This window comes from Synechococcus sp. CS-1333 (assembly GCF_025128015.1).
Taxonomy (GTDB): Bacteria; Cyanobacteriota; Cyanobacteriia; order PCC-6307; family Cyanobiaceae; genus MW101C3.
Window position 1 is genome coordinate 102,317 of record NZ_JAHLYO010000012.1, and the last position, 18,328, is coordinate 120,644.

Sequence of the window (18,328 nt, forward strand, 5' to 3'; positions counted from 1 at the left end):
TTCAGGGGCGGCGCCAGACCAGGTTGTCGCTGGCGAGCAGGCTGTCGGCAGCGGCGGGGCCCCAGGTGCGGGCCTCATAGGGCTGGACCGGCAGCTGCCAGGGACTGTCCTCGATCAGCTCCAGCAGGGGGGTGTAGAGGCGCCACGCCGCTTCCACCTCATCGCCGCGGGTAAACAGGGTGGGATCTCCCAGCATGGCGTCGGCGAGCAGGCGCACGTAGCCCTCATCGGAGGGTTCCCCGAACGATTCGTCGTAGGAGAACTGCATGTCGACCGGCCGGCTGCGCATGCCCGATCCCGGTGCCTTCACCTCGAAGCGGAATTCGGCGCCCTCGTTGGGCTGGATGCGCAGGATCAGCTGGTTGGCGGTGGGGCTGCCGCCGGCGGCGTCGAAGAGGTGCACCGGCGCCTCACGGAAGGTGAGCACCACCTCGCTGAGCCGCTTCGGCAGTTGCTTGCCGGTGCGCAGATAGAAGGGCACCCCCTGCCAGCGCCAGTTGTCGATGAACAGCTTCATCGCCACATAGGTTTCGGTGGTGCTGTTCGGGTTGACCCCGGGTTCCTCCCGGTAGCCCTTGATCGGCCGGCTGCGGGAGCCACCGGGGCCGTACTGGCCGCGCACGCAGCAGTTCCAGGGCTCGGCCTCATCGGCGAGGCGGGCGGCCTGCAGCACCTTGGCCTTCTCGTTGCGGATCGCTTCCGGGTCGAAGCGGCCCGGCGCTTCCATGGTGGTGAGCGCCAGCATCTGGGTGAGGTGGTTCTGCACCATGTCCCGCAGGGCGCCGGAGCTCTCGTAGTAGCCGGCCCGCTCCTCCACTCCCACGGTTTCTGCGGCGGTGATCTGCACGCTGGAGATGAAGTTGCGGTTCCAGATCGGCTCGAAGATGGTGTTGGCGAAGCGCAGCACCAGGATGTTCTGGACCGTTTCCTTGCCCAGGTAGTGGTCGATCCGGAAGACCTGGTTTTCCTGGGCGCAGGCCTGCACGATTCGGTTGAGCTTCTCGGCGCTCCCGTAGTCACGGCCGAAGGGCTTCTCGATCACTACCCGGCTGCGCTGCGGGTCGCTCAGCAGGCCGGCATCGGCGAGGGCGCGGCAGCCGCTGCCATAGAAGGTGGGCGACACCGACAGGTAGAAGGTGCGGTTGGAGCGAGTGGCCCGCAGCCGGTCGATGGCCTCGAGCCGCTGGCCCAGCCGCACCAGATGCTCAGGCACCTGCAGGTCCACCGGCTCGTAGAAGAGGCCGCTGCTGAACTGCTCCCAGGCGCTGGCGTGGTCGGCCACCTCCTCCGCCAGGGCCTCGGTCATGCGGGCGCGGAACTCTTCATCGCTCCAGGGGCGGCGGGCGCAGCCCAGCACGGCGAACTCGCTGGGCAGGCGCCGCTGACGAAACAGCTCGAACAGCGCCGGAATCAGCTTGCGGTGGGTGAGGTCGCCGCTGGCGCCGAAGATCACCAGACACTGGGGCGAGATCACCCGCTCCTGGCGCAACCCGACCCTGAGCGGATTGGTGAGGACGGCGGTCATGGGGGAAGGGCGGGCCTGATCCCTCCACGAAAGCCGGGAACCGGCCACCCACGGAGTGCCCAGGCGGCTATGTGGGGGTTTCGGCAAAAAAAAGCCCGCCCAGAGGGCGGGCCGATCCTGGAGGAAGCGGCCGGCTCAGTAGGTTTCCACGTGCCAGCGCTCGGCTTTCTTGAGCTGGGGGCGCAGCTCCGACCAGGTCAGCCCCTTGGCTTCGGCGGCCTTGGTCATGGCTTCGTCGATGCCGGGCTCCATGCCCCGCAGACCGCACATGTAGACATGGGTCTTGGGGTCTTCGATCATGTTGAAGATCTCTTCGCCGTGTTCGGCCACCCGGTCCTGGATGTACATGCGACCGCCCGAGGGGTTCTGCTGCTCGCGGCTGATGGCCTTGGTGTAGCGGAAGTTGTCGGGGAAGTGGCTCAGGTAGCTCTGGAAGTCGTCTTCGTAGAGCAGGTTGGCGGTGGTGGGCACGCCCATGATCAGCCAGGCCTTGCCTTTGAACTGGTAGTGGGGGTTCTTCTCACGCTCGCCGGGATCGAACATGCGGCGCAGATAGGCTCGCATCGGTGCGATGCCGGTGCCGGTGGCCAGCATGATCACGTTGGCGTCTTCGTCGGGCGGGAGGAGCATTTCCTTGCCCACGGGCCCCGTGATCCGCACCTTGGCGCCGGGCTCGATGTCACAGAGGAACGTGGAGCAGACACCGCTGATGGTTTCGCCGTCTTTCTCGTATTGAAGCTGGCGGACGCAGAGCGACACGGTTTTGTCTTCGAGGTTGTCGCCGTGGCGGGTGCTGGCGATCGAATACAGACGCAGCTTGTGTGGTTTGCCGTTGGTGTCGGTGCCATCGGGAATGATGCCGATGCTCTGGCCTTCCACGTAGTGGAGCTTGCCCTCGGAGAGGTCGAAAGTGATGTGGTTCACCCGGCCGATCGCCCCCTCGGCGAGCAGGGAATAGTTGCCGAGCACGGTGCCCACATAGGGGTCCTTCGGCTTGTAGAGGTTCACGGGCACGGCCTCGTGCTTGCCCGGTTCTTTGGCGGCGGTGGTGGTCACAGGAGCGATGGCGGGGGGGGCGACCGGGTCGGAGGGGCCGGGGTCAGGAGATGGGGTGGGGGCCTGGTCGGATTGGGTGACCGAGATCAGTCGTCCTCCCTGCTGGTTGATCAGGCGCAGCGTGGCCTGCATCCGGGACAGCGGCACCATGAAGCGACGTTCGGCCGCTCGCTCTCCGGGACCCTGCAGCCCTTCCACCACCAGGGTGAACATGCGGGCATCGGACTGGCGAAGCGCGGCGGTCGAGGTGCGCATGAAGCGACTCACTGCGGAAAAAGGCTGTCAGATCTTAGGCAACGCTCCGAAGCCACAACCGGCTCCCCAGCAGGTGCGCGGTTCCTGACGCCGACATCCGGGCATCAGGGCTAAGTTTGGTGCGCGACAACAGGTTGTCCTCTCCCCTACGTTCCCCGGCACTGGGGTGTTTCTACGTGGTGTCTTCCGCCGGTTCGCTCATCACTGCGTCAAGCCCGGCCACAGGGCAACACTCCTGCCCCCTCGACACCATCCAACAGGAGATGGAGCGCCTGCCCCAGGGGGCCCGCCGTCTGGCCGTTCAGCTGCGCATCGACCTCAAGGACGACCTGATCTGGTCGGTGCTCACGGATTACGAGAACCTCAGCCGCTTCATCCCGAACCTCTCCACCTCGCGGTTGCTGTGGCGCCGCGACGACCGGGTGGGTCTGGAGCAGGTGGGCTGTCAACAGTTCTGTGGTCTGCGCTTCTCGGCGCGGGTGGAACTGGAGCTCCAGGAAGTGCGGGAACACGGCATGCTCCGCTTCGCCATGATCCAGGGCGATTTCCGCTGTTTTGAAGGGGCGTGGCAGGTGAGCCCGGATCCGATCGGCTCCCGGCTCCTTTACGACCTCACCGTGCAGGGCCGCCCGGGCATGCCGATCGCGCTGATTGAGCAGCGCCTGCGCGAAGACCTGGCTGCCAACCTGCGGGCAGTGCAACAGGAAGCACTGCGCCGCTCGGGCCGCCTCTGAGACCACCAGGCGGTGCCTGGCTGGGCTTACAGCCGCTGGCCTCGTGGCGGAAACTCACAGGGAATGGAATGCCGACATGCTGAGCCTCAGATCCCCCAGAGGATCGAGCCTTGATGCCGTCACGGAGAGAGTGTGCTCCCTGCAATGGTTAGCTTCCGGTGAGTAATCATGGCTCGCGCTGAGCAGGACGGCCCGCCCAAAGGGTGATGCCCTGAACTGAGCTGGGTGAACTGTGCTGAGGATGTTGCCCCGAACTGAACGATTGATCGAATAAATCAGACGCTTGAAAAGAGAAAAGAACCGGATTTGCCTGTAGGAAGATATAAATATAGAGATTGTTCTGGAATGTAATAAATTAAGATCGTATTCAGATTTAAAATATACCCCCAAGGGGATTCGAACCCCTGTCGCCTCCGTGAAAGGGAGGTGTCCTAGGCCTCTAGACGATGGGGGCGAGGCCACGGGTGAAGGGCGTTCGAAGCCTCTCCATCCGACGTGTTGGAAGCTACGGGTCGGAGTGGCCCTTCGTCAAGGAGGGGAAGCGACTGCCGCGTTCTGACCGTTCCACACCGGCACGGTGAAATGGAAGCAGGCCCCTTCTCCCGGCTCAGAAACCACCCAGATCCGACCGCCATGCACTTCCACGATCCGCCTGCACACGGACAGGCCCACCCCGAAGCCTGAGGTGGTGCCCGAGGTCTGGGGCAGGCGCACCCGCTCCAGGAACACCCGCTGCTGTTCGTTTCTGGGAATGCCCGGGCCGGTGTCGCAGACACTCACCTGCAGCCACTGGTTGGTGCGGTGGAGCAGCGTGAGGTGCACCTGGCCCCCGTCAGGGGTGAATTTCAAGGCGTTCTCGATCAGGTTGAGCAGCACCTGTCGCATGCGCCGCTGATCGGCAAACACGGCCGGGAGGTCGGCGGGAATGTCGGTAATCAGCTGGATGTCGCGGCCCACCCAAAGCTTTTCAAGCTCCAGGATCGCCTCCGCCGCCACCGAGGCCAACCCAAGCTGCTGGGGATTGAAGAGGGCCTCCCAGCGGGTGGTCCCCACTTCCAGCAGGTCCTTGGAGAGGTGCTCAATGTCGTCCAGCCGCCGGTCGAGCACGTCGCGGCAACGCGTGGTGTCGATGTGGCCGAGCTGCAGGCTCTGCAGCGCCAGCTTGGCCGCGGTGAGCGGCGTACGCAGTTCATGGGCCACCATGCGCAGCAGCCGTTCCTGCACCCCCAGCCGCTCGATCAGGGTTTCGTTCTCCTGGCGCAGCACCAGCAATTGATCTTCCAGCTGCAGTTCCCGCTGCGTGCGGCTGCCATCCATTTCTGCGGGGCGCAGGCTCATGCCCAGGCCGCTCACCACTTCCCGCTGCTGCCAGCGGGGTAGCCAGCCCTTGAGCTGCTGCAGCACGGTGTTTCCGGCAAACACCTGCCGGGGCTTCGGTTCAAGTTTCACCAAGGCCGGGGTGGCCACGAGGCGGTGAAGCTCCAAAAGCTCCGGGCGCTCGGCCGGGTGGGCCACTTCAAGTTTTACATCGAAACCGCTGTCGCTGCTCTGGAGCAGGTGCATGACGCCGCGCAGGTCGGCGGTGGCGAGATGGTACGGCGCCGCCACCAGCAGCAGTTTCAGCGGGCGACGCGGCGGCGGTGAGGCCTCAGGGGGATGGGTGGTGGGGTTAGGCCCCCCCGCAGCAGGCACCGTCTGGCTGGTCCAATACGTAATTGCCACATTATGAGTTCACCCGCAGTCCATGGCAGGGCGCTGGGCCGGTTTGGTGGACTGCGGGCGGGCGCAGGCGGTTTCGGGCGCGGGGGGCCGGCCGGAGAACCAGGCGGGTTGCGCGGGACGGCGTGGAGAGTGGGCGAGGCACGGCTGGTGCACGATTGAAGTTCATCGGCTGGTGCAGCACCATGGAGGTTCACGCGTCCTCCCCTTTGCGTCTTCTGCCCCGCTGGAGCCGGTCCCTCGTGGCGGTCCCCCTCCTGCTGCTCCCCTTCGCGTCTCTGCCCGCCGCCGCTCAAACCGCACCGGCCACGGAAGCGCAGATGCAGCTCTATACGCGGATCGCGGCTGTCAACGTTTGCATCGCCCGCGGCGGCGGTGTGGACTTCGACAAGGCCGTGGCCATCGCCGGTGAAACCATCGCGCAAGTGCTCCAGGGGCTGCACGGCGGCAAGATCCAGCAGGTGGGCACCCAGACCCTCACCATTGAGGATTTGCGGCGCGGTGCCGTGAACTCCGCTGTGATCGGTGCGGTGGATCTCTGTCCGAAACAGGTGCCGCCGGATGTAGTGAAGCGGGTGGAGGCGGCCATCAAGCAGCAGGGATCTGGCGCAAGGCCGGCAGCTGGCCCGCTCGCACCTGCACCAGCTGCGCCTGCAAAGGCACCCCCGAAGTAGGTGGCTGAGAGGTCGGCTTTTTGATAGAGGCCAACCTCACAACTGGCGGTCGCATCCGGATGCGATTGACCCCCTGGTCAGTTGCAGTTCATTCAGGGCTTCTGGCTTTGCTGAAGGCATCCCTCCGGGGTGTTTTTCACCAACGTCGTCATGACCTTCTCGTCATCTTCTGCCCTGATGGCCGCCGGCCTGCTCAGCATTGGTTCCTTGGCTCCGCTCGCGGTCCAGGCTCAGTCGTTTGGGTTTCCTGGCCAGGCCTACCAGCAGGTGCCGGTGTATCAGCAGCAGCCGGTGTACCGCCAGGTTCCCGTCTATCGCCAGGTCCCCGTGGCCCAGACACTCCCACAGTCGGGAGTGATTCCGGTGCGGAACTTCCCCGCCCCTTATCAGGATTATCAGGGGCAGGTGAACGGCTTTAATGCACCGCAGACCTTTGAAGAAGCGCAAGCGCTGCAACAGCGCTGCTCGATCGGCCGGCTCGTGGGCGGCGTGATCGGCGGTGGCATCGGCTATGCCGCCTCCCGCGACCAGGGCCGGACCTGGGCAGTGCCGCTCGGCGCGCTGCTGGGCTCCCAGGTGGGTTGCAATGCCGGCCAGGGACGCAGTCCGCTGCCTTGGTGATCGCGGCGCTGCCTGGCACCCTTCAGGATCAGAGGGTTGTTCTTCCCTGGGTCGATGCCTGATGTGCGCCTGGCCGATTACCGGCCTTATCCCTACGCGCTGGAGCGCACGGACTTGACCGTGCGCCTCTTCCCCGACCACGGCCTGGTGGAAGCGACCCTTTCGTTCCTTCCCGCGGTGGGGGCGTCTTCAGCTGCTCAAGCCGCTTCACCGTTGGAGCTGAGGGGGGTGGGGCTGGAGCTGGAGGCTCTGGCCATCGACGGGGAACCACTTCCGCCTGCCGCCACCCACCAGGAGGAGGGTCTTCTGGTGGTGCTCCAGCCGCCGCAGCGGCCGTTCGTACTCACCAGTCGGGTGAGGATCGACCCCTACACGAACACCACCCTGGAAGGCCTCTATGCCAGCGGCGGCATGGTGACAAGCCAGTGCGAGGCCCAAGGCTTCCGCCGCATCACCTTCCACCCCGACCGACCGGATGTGCTCAGCCGCTTCCAGGTGCGGATCGAAGCGGAGCAGGAGCGCTACCCGGTGCTGCTCTCCAACGGCAATTGCCAGGCTGCCGGTGCCCTGGCCGATGGCCGCCACTTCGCGGTCTGGGACGACCCCTTCCCCAAACCCTCCTATCTGTTCGCGCTCGTGGCCGGACGGCTTGAGGAGGTGCGCGGCAGCTTCACCACCGCCAGTGGCCGGATGGTGCAACTGCGCCTGCATGTGGAGCCGGGCGATTCCCCCTACACCGCTCATGCGATGGCCTCGCTGCAGCGGTCGATGGCCTGGGATGAGCAGGTGTATGGGCTCGAATACGACCTCGATGAATACAACATCGTGGCTGTGCGCCATTTCAACATGGGCGCCATGGAGAACAAGAGCCTGAACATCTTCAACTCCAAGCTGGTGCTCGCCGATGCCGAAACCGCCACTGATGGTGAGCTCGAACGCATCGAAAGCGTGATTGCCCACGAATACTTCCACAATTGGACGGGGAATCGCATCACCTGCCGTGACTGGTTCCAGCTTTCCCTTAAGGAAGGACTCACGGTGTTTCGCGACCAATGCTTCACCGCCGATCTGCACGGTGCCGATCTCAAGCGCATCGAGGATGTGGCGATGCTGCGCAATACCCAATTCCGGGAAGATGCAGGACCCACTGCTCACCCGATTCAGCCGGATCACTATCAGGCGATCGACAATTTCTACACCACCACCATCTATGAGAAAGGTGCGGAAGTGATCCGTATGCTGCACACATTGTTGGGTCCTGCCACCTTCATGCGCGGCATGGCGCTCTATGTGCAGCGCCACGACGGCACCGCCGCCACCACTGCCGATTTCCTGCAGGCCATGCAGGACGCCGCAACGGAAGCCTCTGCGGCCACCGCCGATAAGCAGATCACCGATGGGCAAACCGCTGCTGGGCAGCCCATCAATAGGCAGATCAGCCTTGGGAAGGGCGACGATCCCTCGCCGCTTCCCTTCAGTTTCGAGCAGTTCAGCCGCTGGTATCACCAGGCCGGCACCCCCGTGGTGTCGATCGATCGCCATTGGGACGGCGCCAGTGGCGCACTCGCCCTGGTGCTGCGCCAGCACACCCCCGCCACCCCGGGCCAGCCGCACAAGCAGCCGTTGGTGATTCCCCTGGCCCTGGCCCTTGTGGGTGAGGACGGCCAGGCCCTGCCCCAGACCGGCGGATCGCCCGTCGTGCTGGAGGCCGCGGAGACCCAGCTGCGCTACGAGGGGTTGCCTCCGGGACCGACGCCGCCGGCCCTCTCGGTGCTGCGGGGATTCTCGGCGCCCGTGCGGCTCGAGCTTGCCCGGCCAAATGCCGAACTGCTGCACCTGTTTGCCTGCGACAGCGACCCCTTCGCCCGCTGGGATGCAGGCCAGACCTTGCTGCGGCAGGCCGTGCTGGCCCGGGCCGCCGGTCGCAGCGACCCGGAACTGGAATGTGGGCTTACCGCTGCCTTTGCCGCGATCCTCACCGACAGCAGCTTGCCGCCCGCCAGCCGCAGCGCCCTGCTGGCCCTTCCCGGCATGGCCGAACTGGAGGATCTGGCCCCCGAGCCGGATCCTCCGGCGCTGTTTGCGGCCCTGCTGGACCTGGAGCGCGTCTTCGGCGCTGCCCTGGAGGAGCCGTTGCTGGACGCGCTTGCCGCCTGCCGGCCGCAGTGGGAGCAGCCCTGGCCTCAGGGGCAGGGTGAGCGGCGCCTGACCGCCACGATCTGGTGCTGGCGAGCGGCGGCCGGGGATGAGGCCGTGCGCGAGGCCGCTGCCGCTGCGGTGCAGGGACCGTCGATGACGCTCGCCCGGGCCGGGCTGCGGGCCCTGCAGGTTCACCCCTGCGAGCAACGTCGCCGCGCGCTGGAGGCCTTCTACCAACGCTGGCAGGAGAAGCCAGTGATCCTCGATTCCTGGTTCGCGCTGGAGGCCAGCGCCCCCTTCGCCGATGGGCTGGAGCGGGCGTCAGCTCTGCTGGCCCATCCGCGCTTCGACCCGGCAGCTCCCAACGCGATCCGCGCGGTGCTGGGGGGCTTTTCTGCCAACACGCCGGTGTTCCACGCGGCCGATGGCACGGGCTATCGGTTCATGGCCGAGCAGATCGTGGCGCTCGATCGGCGCAACCCGATCACGGCGTCGCGGCTCGCGAAGCTGTTCAGCCGCTGGCAGAGCTATGGGCCGGAGCGGGCCGGGCACATGCGCGCGGCGGTGGAGCAGCTGGCTGCGGCGGATATTTCTGCCAACACCCGCGAAGTGGTGGAGCAGTGCCGTTCGCTCGGCGCCGGCGAAGGGGTGGCGGCCTGAAGGCGATCAGCGGGGCGCCGCTCCGGCGCTGGAGGCCTGTCCCTTGGCGGGGCTCTGCCCGCGACCGAAGGCCTGGCGGTGCAATCGGGTGAACGCGTCGCGCCGGAGGGAAGCTCCCTCGGGCCCGGCGTAGTTGCCCCACAGGCCTTCCCAATAGAAATAGATCACGCCATGACCCCGCTGGGCCGCCAGCTCCACCTTCTGATTGAGCGTGGCCATGTCGGGAGTGCGGCCACCGAAGCCCGCCAGGATGCCGATTTCCACGGGCAGGCCCCACTGGCGGGCCTTCACCAGCGCCGGCTGATCGAGATCACGGGCGAAACCGCGCACCGAAAAGGCGTAGTTCTGAACCACCAGATCGTCGACCAGTTTGCCCAGGGCCCAGATTTCCCAGTCCTGGAGCCAATGGTTGTAGGCGAAGCGGAACGGTCCAGGGGACAGGCTGATCACCGCCTTGTCGTTGCTGCGGCGCAGTTCCCTTCGCAGCTCCCGCAGCAGGCCGGTGAGCTGCTGGCGCCGCCAGCTCATCCATTCGCGGTTGTTGAAATCCGTGGGAGGTTCCCGCCCCTTCTCCTTGCTGAACAGTGCCCTGGTGTAAGGGTCGTAGCCCAGTTCCACCGGCCAGGCGAAGTGATCGTCGAGCTGGATGCCGTCGACACCACAGCGCTGCACGATCTCCTGGATCAGGCCGATGAAGCGGGCGCGCACGCCGGGGTGGGCCGGGTTGAGCCACACCCGCAGATCCCGGAGCGGTGAGGTTTTCAGGTTGGCGCCGTGCATGGCGTAGAGGGTGGAGCCATCGCTGCGCTGCAGCACCCACTCGGGATGACGCCGCACCACCTCCGCGTCGGCGGGCTCCATCATTCCGTATTCGAACCAAGGGATCACCTGCATGCCGCGCCGCTGGGCGGAGCGGGTGATCTGGCAGATCGGATCGAGTCCCGGCGCAGCCTTCAGCAGGGCCGGTTCGGTGGGAGCAAAGCGGCTGCGGTGGAAGGTGGTGCCCCGGCTCCACACATTCGGGTAGAGGGTGTTGAACCGGGCAGCTGCCAGTTCCTTGACGGCCTGCTCGATCCGGTTGCGGTCGTAGTAGAGGGGGCTGGGGCTGTTGGTGAGCCACACTCCCACCCGCTGGCTGGAGGCGGCAGCGGGCAGCAGGCCGACGCCTTGCAGTCCTGTGGTGAGCAGGGCCGTGACCAGCACCGGCAGGGCCTTCTTCAGCCGCACCCGCAGGGGAAAGGGCGCCTCGGCGCGGTGGCGTTCGGGTGGTTTCAGCGGAACATCGAGCTCACAGAGCTTTCCTCGTGGATGCGCCAGATGGCTTCGCCCAGCATGTTGGCCACCGAAAGCACCTGCAGCTGCGGGAAGCGGCGGTCGTCGCTGATCGGGATGCTGTTGGTGACCAGCACCTCTTCGAACAGGCCGGGCTCGGAGAGCCGCTCGATCGCGGGAGGGGAGAACACCGCATGGGTGGCGCAGGCCAGCACCCGGGTGGCGCCCCGCTGGCGCAGCAGTCGCGCGCCCGCGCAGATGGTGCCGCCGGTGTCGATCATGTCGTCGATCAGGATGGCCGTCTTGCCGGCCACGTCGCCGATCACTGTGAGGCTCTCAGCCACGTTGTGGCCGGAGCGGCGCTTGTCGATGATCGCGAGCGGCGCATCGCTCATCTGCTTGGCGAAGGCCCGGGCCCGGGCCACGCCGCCCACATCCGGGGACACCACCACCACCTCGCCGAGGTCGCGGGTGCGCAGGTAATCCACCAACACGGGCGAGCCGTAGATGTGATCGCAGGGGATGTCGAAGTACCCCTGAATCTGGGAGGAGTGCAGGTCCATCGCCAGCACCCGGTCGACGCCGGATTTCACCAGCAGATTGGCCACCAGCTTGGCAGTGATCGATTCGCGGCCCGCCGTCTTGCGGTCGGCGCGGGCGTAGCCGTAGTAGGGCACCACGGCGGTGATCTGCCGGGCCGAGGCACGCCGGCAGGCATCCACCATGATCAGCAGCTCCATCAGGTGATCGTTCACCGGAGCGCAGGTGGGTTGGATCAGGAAGACATCGCAGCCGCGGATCGATTCCTGAATCTGGATATAAAGCTCACCATCGGCGAAGCGCTTGATCGCGCGCGGCCCATCGGGCACATCGAGATAGGCGCCGATCTCGCGGGCCAAGGCCTGGTTCGACGTGCCGCTGAACAGCCGCAGCCGCCGGGTGTCATGAGGGGGCTGGTCCTGCTCGACCCGATCGGCTGTCAGGAAACGGGTCACGGCGGGCGTGAGCGAGGTCGGCATGGAGCTGATGGTAGAAGCCTTCCGGTCGGATGCCGGCGAAACCTGGTGGTATGAAGAATGATGAACCAGTGCCTGCCGGTCTTGTCCGAACAGCGGTCCTTGCTCACCTCTCCCCTGGTGCTGGCCGGAGCTGGCCCGGGCGGGCTGGCGGCCCTGCCCCAGGCGGCCCCGCGCCTGCAGTCGCTGCTGGCCCTCCCCGCCACAACCGAGCTCAGCCAGCTGGCCGCTCAATCGGTTGAGCCCGATCAGCTGATGGCGGCCCTCCAGAGCCACCGGGGCGGCGCTCTGGTGGCGCTCGAGCAAGACCCAGGCCGCTGGCTGCCGGCGGGCACCCGCTGGGCGGAGGTGCTCGGCGCCTGGCGGCAGCCCACCCTGCTGCTGGTGACGGCTGACGACGCCACCAGCGGGCTGGCGGCGGCCTACACCGCCCTGCTCGATCGCTCCGCCGTGCCCCTGCTTGGCCTGGTGCAGTGGGGCGGCAGCTGGGACGGGTCGGCCCGCGCCTGCGAGGGTCTGCCCTGGCTCGGTGTGCTGCAGCCAGGCGACCACGGCGCTGCCGGTGCGGAGGTGTTGCTGGAGGCCCTGAAGCTGCGCTGGCAGCGCCTTACCACCCTCTGAGCGGCCTGCGCTGATCCATCGCGATGGCCGGAGTGGGGCTACCCCGCCGGCCACAGCGGCTGCTCTGCTCCCGGCGCCACTTGCCGCAGCGTCTGGCCAGGCTCGGTGGTGGGTGCCAGCGGGAGTTTGTCGTAGCGCACGGTGTGGGCCTGCTGGATCGCCACGTTGAGCAGGCTCAGCATCTCGGTTTCCGTCAGGTTGGTGCCCACCAACGGCTGGAGCTGCCTCACCTGCTGCGCCAGTTTCGCCGTGCCGTCAGGGCGCCCCAGCTGCTCCAGCAGGCCGGCGATCACCTCCTGCTGGCGGCTGCGCCGTCCGCTGAGGCCGTCGTCCTTGCCCTTGAAGCGCACCAGCTGCTCCACCTGCGGGCCCTTCAGCACCTGCAGCCCGCCCTGAAGATCGACCCGGTAGTTCTGGGTTTTGTCGTGGTAACGGATGGCCTGATCCAAGTTCAGCTCCAGCCCGCCCAGGCCGTCCACCAGGCTGCGCAGCACCTGACGCGGCATCACCACATAGCGCTCAGGCTGGCCAGGGTCGAGGCCCACCAGCTCCCCCACCCCGCCGGCCGTGAGGGCAGGGCCGCCCAGCCGGTAAAGGGCCCCCAGGCTCTGCACCTTCTTCTGACCCGGCACCTGCACAGCCAGTTCGGTGGGCACATTCAGCACCCGCATCGCCCCGCCCGGATCGGCCCGGATCAGCAGCAGCGTGTCGGCGTTGGCGGGGCCGGGGGGGGCGGCGCCGTTGGTGCTGGCATCGAGCCGGTCGGCGTCGGTGCCGATCAGCAGCACCGTGATGGGACGGATCGGCGGATCGGCCAGATCCTTGTTGAGGCCCGCTTGATCGCTGCTGACCAGGCCGGGGTCGGGCCGCGACCACACACGCTCGAACAGCACCACCGTGCCCACGGCAGCCAGCAGGGCCAGGCTCAGCTTCCACAGCCGCGACCCCAACCGAGCGCGGGGGCGGCCGCCAGGCTCCGCCTGGGCAGGACCCGCAGGTGACACGTCCGAACTCCCTGCCGATCGCGCCGCACCCCGTGGGCGTGCCTTGCTCCCGCCTGCCATCGGCGCTCATGCTTGCGAAGGCTCAACTTTGCCGTAGCTCCGGCACGGAAGCCGGGCCTGCCGATAGGTTGAAGCTCCCTTGCCCCGTCAGGCTGGACGCCGCATTGACCGCCGCCCCTCCCCTCCCTCACGAACGGGCCCGGCCCCTGCCCAAGGGCAGCACAAAACCGGCCAAGGACCTCTGCAGCGACTGCGGTCTGTGCGACAGCCGCTGGGTGGCTTACGTACGCCAGGCCTGCGCCTTCCTCCAGCAGCGCTTCGAGGCGATGGAGCAAGCCGCCCACGGCCGCAGCCGTGACCTCACCAACGAGGACGAGCTCTACTTCGGCGTCAGCCAGCGCATGGTCACGGCCCGCCTGCAGCCCCCGATCGATGGGGCGCAGTGGACCGGCATCGTGTCGCGCATCGGCGTGCGGGCGCTGGAAACGGGCCTGGTGGATGCGGTGGTGTGCGTGCAGCAGAGCCCCGACGACCGCTTCACGCCGGTGCCGGTGCTGGCGCGCACCCCCGAGCAGGTGCTGGCGGCACGGGTGAACAAGCCCACCCTCTCCCCCAACCTGGAGGTGCTGGAGCAGTTACCCGGCAGCGGCATCCGCCGCCTGCTGGCCATCGGTGTGGGCTGCCAGGTGCAGGCGCTGCGGGCCGTGCAGGACACCCTGCCGCTGGATCAGCTCTACGTGCTCGGTCTGCCGTGCGTGGACAACGTGAGCCGCCAGGGGCTGCAGACCTTTCTGGAAAGCGCCAGCGATTCGCCCGCCACGGTGGTGCACTACGAGTTCATGCAGGACTTCCGCATCCACTTCCGCCACAGCGACGGCCGCGAGGAGACGGTGCCCTTCTTCGGTCTCGACACCCCCCGGCTCAAGGATGTGTTCGCCCCCAGCTGCCTCAGCTGCTTCGACTACGTGAACGGCGGCGCCGACCTGGTGGTGGGCTACATGGGCGCCACCTTCGGCCGTCAGTGGCTCACGGTGCGCAACGCCCGCGGCCAGGAGCTGCTCGATCTGGTGGAGGCGGAACTGGATCTGGCGCCGGTGAGCAGCCGCGGGGATCGCCGCGCCGCGGTGCAGCAGGGCATCGACGCCTACGACAAGGCGGTGCGCCTGCCCCGCTGGCTGGCTGAGGTGGTGGGCTTCCTCGTGCAGCGCGTCGGGCCTCAGGGGCTGGAGTATGGCCGCTTCTCGATCGATTCCCACTTCACCCGCAATGCCCTGTGGCTGCGGCGCCACCATCCTGAGATGGCCGAGCGCCACATCCCGGCCTTCGCCAAGGCGATCGTGGCGCGTTACCGCCTGCCGCGCACGTGAGCGACGCCGACCTTCCACCAGGCCCCGGGACAGCGGGCCGCTGTGGTGTGCTGCTCCACCCCACGGCCCTGCCGGGCACGCCCGGCTGCGGCAGCTTCGGCGCCGCGGCCCACGCCTGGATCGACCTGCTGGCCGACCACGGCATCGACGCCTGGCAGTTGTTGCCACTGGCCCCCGCCGATGGCACCGGCTCTCCCTACAGCTCCCCCAGCGGCTTTGCGCTGAACGCCTGGTTTCTCGACGGCGACGCGCTGGTGGCCGATGGCTTTCTGGAAGCCGCCGATCTTGCCGGGCTGCCCCCCGGCCGCACCGATCGCCTCGACCTGGAGGCCTGCCCGCTCCGCTCGGCGGCCCTGGCCCAGGCGCTCGAGCGGCGCTGGCTCCAGCAGTCGGCTGAACGCCAGGCCGACTTCCAGCGCTGGTGCCAGGCGGCAGCTCCCTGGCTGGTGGAGCACTGCCGCTTCATGGTGCTGCGGGAGCTGCAGGGAGGCCTGCCCTGGTGGCAATGGCCTGTCCCGCTGGCGCAACGGCAGTGGCGGGCCCTGCGCCGCTTCGACCGGGAGCAGGCGGCGGCCCTGCGGCAGGAGGCCCTGGTGCAGTGGCACCTGGAGCGCCAGTGGCAGCAGCTGCATGACCATGCGCGCCATCGCGGCGTGCAGCTTATCGGCGATCTTCCTTTCTATGTGGCCCACGACAGTGCCGATGTCTGGGCTCGGCGCCGCCTCTTCTCGCTGCGCCGGGATGGTTCCCTCACCCAGCAGAGCGGTGTGCCGCCCGATTACTTCTCCGACACCGGCCAGCTGTGGGGGACACCCGTCTATCGCTGGTCGCTGCATCGCTTCACCGGCTTCCGCTGGTGGCTCCGGCGGCTGCAGGGGCAGCTGGAACGGCTCGATTTGCTGCGTCTGGATCACTTCCGCGCGCTGGAGTCGTACTGGGCGGTGCCCGGTGAGGCACTCACGGCCCAGCTGGGCGAATGGCGCGCTTCGCCAGGGGTGGCGCTGCTGAGGGCGTTGCGTCAACGGCTGGGTGGCCAACTGCCCCTGATCGCCGAAGACCTGGGCGTGATCACGCCTGCGGTGGAGGCTCTGCGCGACCGCTTTCGCCTGCCGGGTATGAAGATCCTGCAGTTTGCCTTCGACGGCAACGACGGCAACGCCTACCTGCCCGAGAACTACGTGGGCCGCCACTGGGTGGTGTACACCGGCACCCACGACAACGCCACCTGTATCGGCTGGTGGGACTCCCTGCCCGAGGATCAGCGCCGTCAGGTGGGTGAACGGATCGGCGAGATGATCGAGGCCCCAGGCTGGCAACTGCTGGAGCTGGCGCTCGCCTCGCGCGCCGAGCTGGCGGTGGTGCCCCTGCAGGATCTGCTCAGCCTGGGCGATCAGGCCCGCTTCAACACCCCTGGCACGGCGGGGGAGGCCAACTGGAGCTGGCGGCTGGAGCAACCTGTGCAGCAGCTCAGTGAGCCGATCGCTGCCCTGGCCGCCCTGGCGGCCCGTTACGGCAGATCGGCGGGCGGCGCAACCGAGGGGAGCGCTGCTGGCGCTGCCGCTGAGCCCCGCGCTGCTGCCGGCGGCACGCGGTAACCCCCCGGCCGCCCGGCTTCGGCCTCCAGCGGCTGCTCGTTCCAACGCACGGCCCCGCTGCCCGCCGCCGGTGGGGGAGTGAGCTGCACCTGCAGCGGTGGCTGCATCTGCAGCACGAGGGAGCCCCGCGCCCCTTGCAGCCGGGTGCCTTCTCCCGATTCGCTGCTCAATTGGAGGCTTGTGGGCTGATCCAGCCGCAGGCGCAGCACGCCAGGACCACCCCCCTCCTGGCGCGCTTCCCGGCTCCATTGCTTCTGCGCCACCCCACGGGCCGCCTGCTGGAGGGGCCGCAGGTCGGGGTGGACCTGCAGCAGCAGGGCATTGCTGTCGGGCGGTTTCACCCGCTCCGCTTCCGTGAGCGGCGGCACGGGCCGCAGCGTGAGCTGGTTGGCCGCCGCCAGCTGCTGCTGCTGCAGATTCACGGCGTAGATCAGGCCGGCGGTCAGCAGGCCATAGAGCACCGTGCCTTGCCAGCTGGTGAATACATCGATTGAGCCCGGCGTGAAGCGCCGCAGCAGCGAGGGCTGCTTGCTGTGGTCGTCGAGTGGGTGGGCTTGCAGCGGCAGGGCGGCGTTGAGCGCACCGGGTTCCAGGCCGAGATGCTGCTCAAGCAGCGCCAGCATCGTGCGCAGGTAAGCGGGCTCCGGCAGGCGGTCACGCCAGCCCCTCTCCAGCGCCTCGATCACCGGGGTGCTGATGCGGGTTTCGGTGGCGAGCTGGCGCAGGCTCAGCCCCTGCTCCTCCCGCTTCTGGCGCAGCAGCCGGCCGAGCTGCAGCAGGGGATCTTCGGGGGCCGGTGGGGCCGAGGCCGCTGCCGACGGCTCCAGACGCAGGCGCCGCCGCAGGGCCTGGGGAAGCAGGGAGGTGATCCGGGGGCGCGGCATCGGGGGCGGCGAAGGGTCAGTGCTGGTGTCCAGCACCGGAAGCAGGTTCGTCCCATTGTCGAGCGTCGATGGGGCGCCACTGGCCTGACGCCAGGGTGCCCAGCTGCAGATCCCCGATCGCCACCCGCAGCAAATCCTGCACCGGATGGCCCAGCAGGGCAGCGGTGCGGCGGATCTGCCGGTTTCGTCCTTCCCGCATTTTCACCTCCAGCAGCGTGCTGGCGGCCGATTGGCGCAGCCGGCGCAGCTGCACCGGCAGGGCGGCCTCACCATCGAGCGCCACGCCCCGGCGCCATTGGGCCAGCGCGGCCTCGCTCGGGTGGCCCTGCACCAGCACTCGGTAGGTCTTGCCGTGGCCATGGCGGGGATGGGTCAGCCGCAGGGTGAGGGCACCGTCGTTGGTGAGCAGCAGGGCGCCGCGGCTGTCGATGTCGAGCCGGCCCACCGGGTGCAGGCCGGTGCCCTCGGTGAGGGCCGCTGGCAGCAGATCCAGCACCGTGGGCCTGCCCTGCGGGTCATGGCAACTGCTCACCACACCAGGGGGTTTGTGCAGCAACAGCGTCTGACGGGTCACGGCAGGACGCAGTGGCTGACCGTCGAGCTCCACCAGATCGGTGCTGACATCGGCCTGATCGCCCAGACCGGCCACCCTGCCGTTCACCCGCACGCGCCCCTGCAGCAGCAGATCCTCGGCCCGCCGCCGGGAGCAGACGCCGGCGGCGGCCAGCAGCTTTTGGAGTCGCTCCCTTGGCATGGCATCCGGCAGCGTAGGGCCCGGCGGCAGGCGCCGTCAGGGGCGGGCACAGCCGCATTCTCTCCCGCGTCGGCGGACGCTCGCCGCCCCGCCAACTGAGGCCGGGCTGGCACGCCGCCAGCAGGCGTTGGGCTGGTGCGTAGCTAGCAGGTGCGGGGATGGTGTGCGACCGATCCATGGTGGTAAATTACGAAACACAAACGTTTCCTAACCCTGCGAAACGCCACCATGCCTTCCCCGCCCTTGGCCACGGTTGATGCTTCCAGTGCCTCCATGGCGAGCGGCGACCTGGTGCGCTCGTATCTGCGGGACATCGGCCGCGTGCCGTTGCTGAGCCATGAGCAGGAGATCACGCTGGGCCGCCAGGTGCAGGAGCTGATGCGTCTGGAGGAAACGGAGCTGGAGCTGGAGATGCGCGCCGGCGGGGTGAAA

The 18,328-nt window shown here is 67.8% G+C and carries 16 protein-coding genes and 1 tRNA gene; 8 read left to right on the forward strand and 9 right to left on the reverse strand.

All coding sequences use genetic code 11. From position 1 onward, the window contains the following. Position 1: 1 nt before the first annotated feature. Both zwf and petH read right to left on the reverse strand, forming a co-directional pair. On the reverse strand, positions 2-1,525 hold the full coding sequence (zwf, locus tag KQ303_RS04235; protein ID WP_259729265.1) for a glucose-6-phosphate dehydrogenase: 1,524 nt from the start codon (positions 1,523-1,525) through the stop codon (positions 2-4). Between the two features lie 135 nt (positions 1,526-1,660). Further along, entirely contained in the window at positions 1,661-2,836 is a 1,176-nt protein-coding gene (gene petH / locus KQ303_RS04240) for a ferredoxin--NADP reductase (protein WP_259729266.1), read from the reverse strand. A 263-nt stretch (positions 2,837-3,099) separates the two neighbouring features. On the opposite strand from petH, the gene KQ303_RS04245 reads away from it, so the two are divergent. After that, complete coding sequence (locus tag KQ303_RS04245; RefSeq protein ID WP_259729267.1) at positions 3,100-3,570, forward strand: SRPBCC family protein; 471 nt, start codon at positions 3,100-3,102, stop codon at positions 3,568-3,570. A gap of 381 nt (positions 3,571-3,951) precedes the next feature. Here KQ303_RS04245 and KQ303_RS04250 read toward each other — a convergent pair. Continuing rightward, positions 3,952-4,024 (reverse strand) — tRNA-Glu (locus tag KQ303_RS04250). 74 nt (positions 4,025-4,098) lie between these two features. Next, positions 4,099-5,262, reverse strand: coding sequence for a histidine kinase (locus tag KQ303_RS04255; protein ID WP_094510397.1), 1,164 nt, complete (start codon positions 5,260-5,262; stop codon positions 4,099-4,101). Positions 5,263-5,531: 269 nt separating this feature from the next. On the opposite strand from KQ303_RS04255, the gene KQ303_RS04260 reads away from it, so the two are divergent. From KQ303_RS04260 to pepN, 3 genes are all read left to right on the forward strand, one after another. After that, positions 5,532-5,963 carry a cAMP phosphodiesterase gene (locus tag KQ303_RS04260; RefSeq protein WP_233132727.1) on the forward strand — a complete coding sequence of 144 codons (432 nt, stop codon included), beginning with the start codon at positions 5,532-5,534 and terminating at the stop codon, positions 5,961-5,963. 150 nt (positions 5,964-6,113) lie between these two features. Next, on the forward strand, positions 6,114-6,584 hold the full coding sequence (locus tag KQ303_RS04265) for a hypothetical protein (protein ID WP_255140567.1): 471 nt from the start codon (positions 6,114-6,116) through the stop codon (positions 6,582-6,584). 54 nt (positions 6,585-6,638) lie between these two features. Next, the gene (gene pepN / locus KQ303_RS04270) at positions 6,639-9,383 is read left to right on the forward strand and encodes an aminopeptidase N (protein ID WP_259729268.1); all 2,745 of its coding nucleotides are present in this window, start codon (positions 6,639-6,641) and stop codon (positions 9,381-9,383) included. Between the two features lie 6 nt (positions 9,384-9,389). On the opposite strand, the gene KQ303_RS04275 is transcribed toward pepN, so the two are convergent. Continuing rightward, positions 9,390-10,604 (reverse strand): glycoside hydrolase family 10 protein, encoded by a 1,215-nt coding sequence (locus KQ303_RS04275; protein ID WP_399232859.1) that lies wholly within the window; start codon positions 10,602-10,604, stop codon positions 9,390-9,392. A gap of 50 nt (positions 10,605-10,654) precedes the next feature. Beyond that, a complete protein-coding gene (locus tag KQ303_RS04280) occupies positions 10,655-11,650 on the reverse strand; it encodes a ribose-phosphate pyrophosphokinase (RefSeq protein WP_259729283.1) in 996 nt (331 codons plus the stop codon). 123 nt (positions 11,651-11,773) lie between these two features. Between KQ303_RS04280 and KQ303_RS04285 the strand changes: the two genes are divergently transcribed. Further along, positions 11,774-12,292, forward strand: coding sequence for a hypothetical protein (locus KQ303_RS04285; protein ID WP_259729269.1), 519 nt, complete (start codon positions 11,774-11,776; stop codon positions 12,290-12,292). A 38-nt stretch (positions 12,293-12,330) separates the two neighbouring features. On the opposite strand, the gene KQ303_RS04290 is transcribed toward KQ303_RS04285, so the two are convergent. Beyond that, entirely contained in the window at positions 12,331-13,242 is a 912-nt protein-coding gene (locus KQ303_RS04290) for an LCP family protein (RefSeq protein ID WP_259729270.1), read from the reverse strand. Between the two features lie 218 nt (positions 13,243-13,460). Between KQ303_RS04290 and KQ303_RS04295 the strand changes: the two genes are divergently transcribed. Continuing rightward, positions 13,461-14,663, forward strand: a complete 1,203-nt coding sequence (locus KQ303_RS04295) for a Coenzyme F420 hydrogenase/dehydrogenase, beta subunit C-terminal domain (RefSeq protein ID WP_259729271.1) — start codon at positions 13,461-13,463, stop codon at positions 14,661-14,663. Next, positions 14,660-16,258, forward strand: a complete 1,599-nt coding sequence (malQ, locus tag KQ303_RS04300) for a 4-alpha-glucanotransferase (RefSeq protein WP_259729272.1) — start codon at positions 14,660-14,662, stop codon at positions 16,256-16,258. Before KQ303_RS04295 ends, malQ begins: the two co-directional genes overlap by 4 nt. On the opposite strand, the gene KQ303_RS04305 is transcribed toward malQ, so the two are convergent. Next, positions 16,171-17,142, reverse strand: a complete 972-nt coding sequence (locus KQ303_RS04305; RefSeq protein WP_259729273.1) for a helix-turn-helix transcriptional regulator — start codon at positions 17,140-17,142, stop codon at positions 16,171-16,173. The genes malQ and KQ303_RS04305 overlap by 88 nt on opposite strands. Before the next feature lie 16 nt (positions 17,143-17,158). Beyond that, on the reverse strand, positions 17,159-17,896 hold the full coding sequence (locus tag KQ303_RS04310) for a pseudouridine synthase (RefSeq protein WP_259729274.1): 738 nt from the start codon (positions 17,894-17,896) through the stop codon (positions 17,159-17,161). A gap of 228 nt (positions 17,897-18,124) precedes the next feature. On the opposite strand from KQ303_RS04310, the gene KQ303_RS04315 reads away from it, so the two are divergent. Then, positions 18,125-18,328, forward strand: a 204-nt coding sequence (locus KQ303_RS04315) for a sigma-70 factor domain-containing protein (RefSeq protein ID WP_311134116.1), incomplete at its 3' end; no start/stop codon positions are given.

What these genes read in the sequence shown, in the direction of transcription:
- KQ303_RS04305 (WP_259729273.1), bottom strand. Translation starts at nt 17,142, where the DNA reads ATGCCGCGCCCCCGGATCACCTCCCTGCTTCCCCAGGCCCTGCGGCGG.
- petH (WP_259729266.1), bottom strand. Translation starts at nt 2,836, where the DNA reads ATGCGCACCTCGACCGCCGCGCTTCGCCAGTCCGATGCCCGCATGTTC.
- KQ303_RS04245 (WP_259729267.1), top strand. Translation starts at nt 3,100, where the DNA reads ATGGAGCGCCTGCCCCAGGGGGCCCGCCGTCTGGCCGTTCAGCTGCGC.
- KQ303_RS04310 (WP_259729274.1), bottom strand. Translation starts at nt 17,896, where the DNA reads ATGCCAAGGGAGCGACTCCAAAAGCTGCTGGCCGCCGCCGGCGTCTGC.
- pepN (WP_259729268.1), top strand. Translation starts at nt 6,639, where the DNA reads ATGCCTGATGTGCGCCTGGCCGATTACCGGCCTTATCCCTACGCGCTG.
- zwf (WP_259729265.1), bottom strand. Translation starts at nt 1,525, where the DNA reads ATGACCGCCGTCCTCACCAATCCGCTCAGGGTCGGGTTGCGCCAGGAG.
- KQ303_RS04265 (WP_255140567.1), top strand. Translation starts at nt 6,114, where the DNA reads ATGACCTTCTCGTCATCTTCTGCCCTGATGGCCGCCGGCCTGCTCAGC.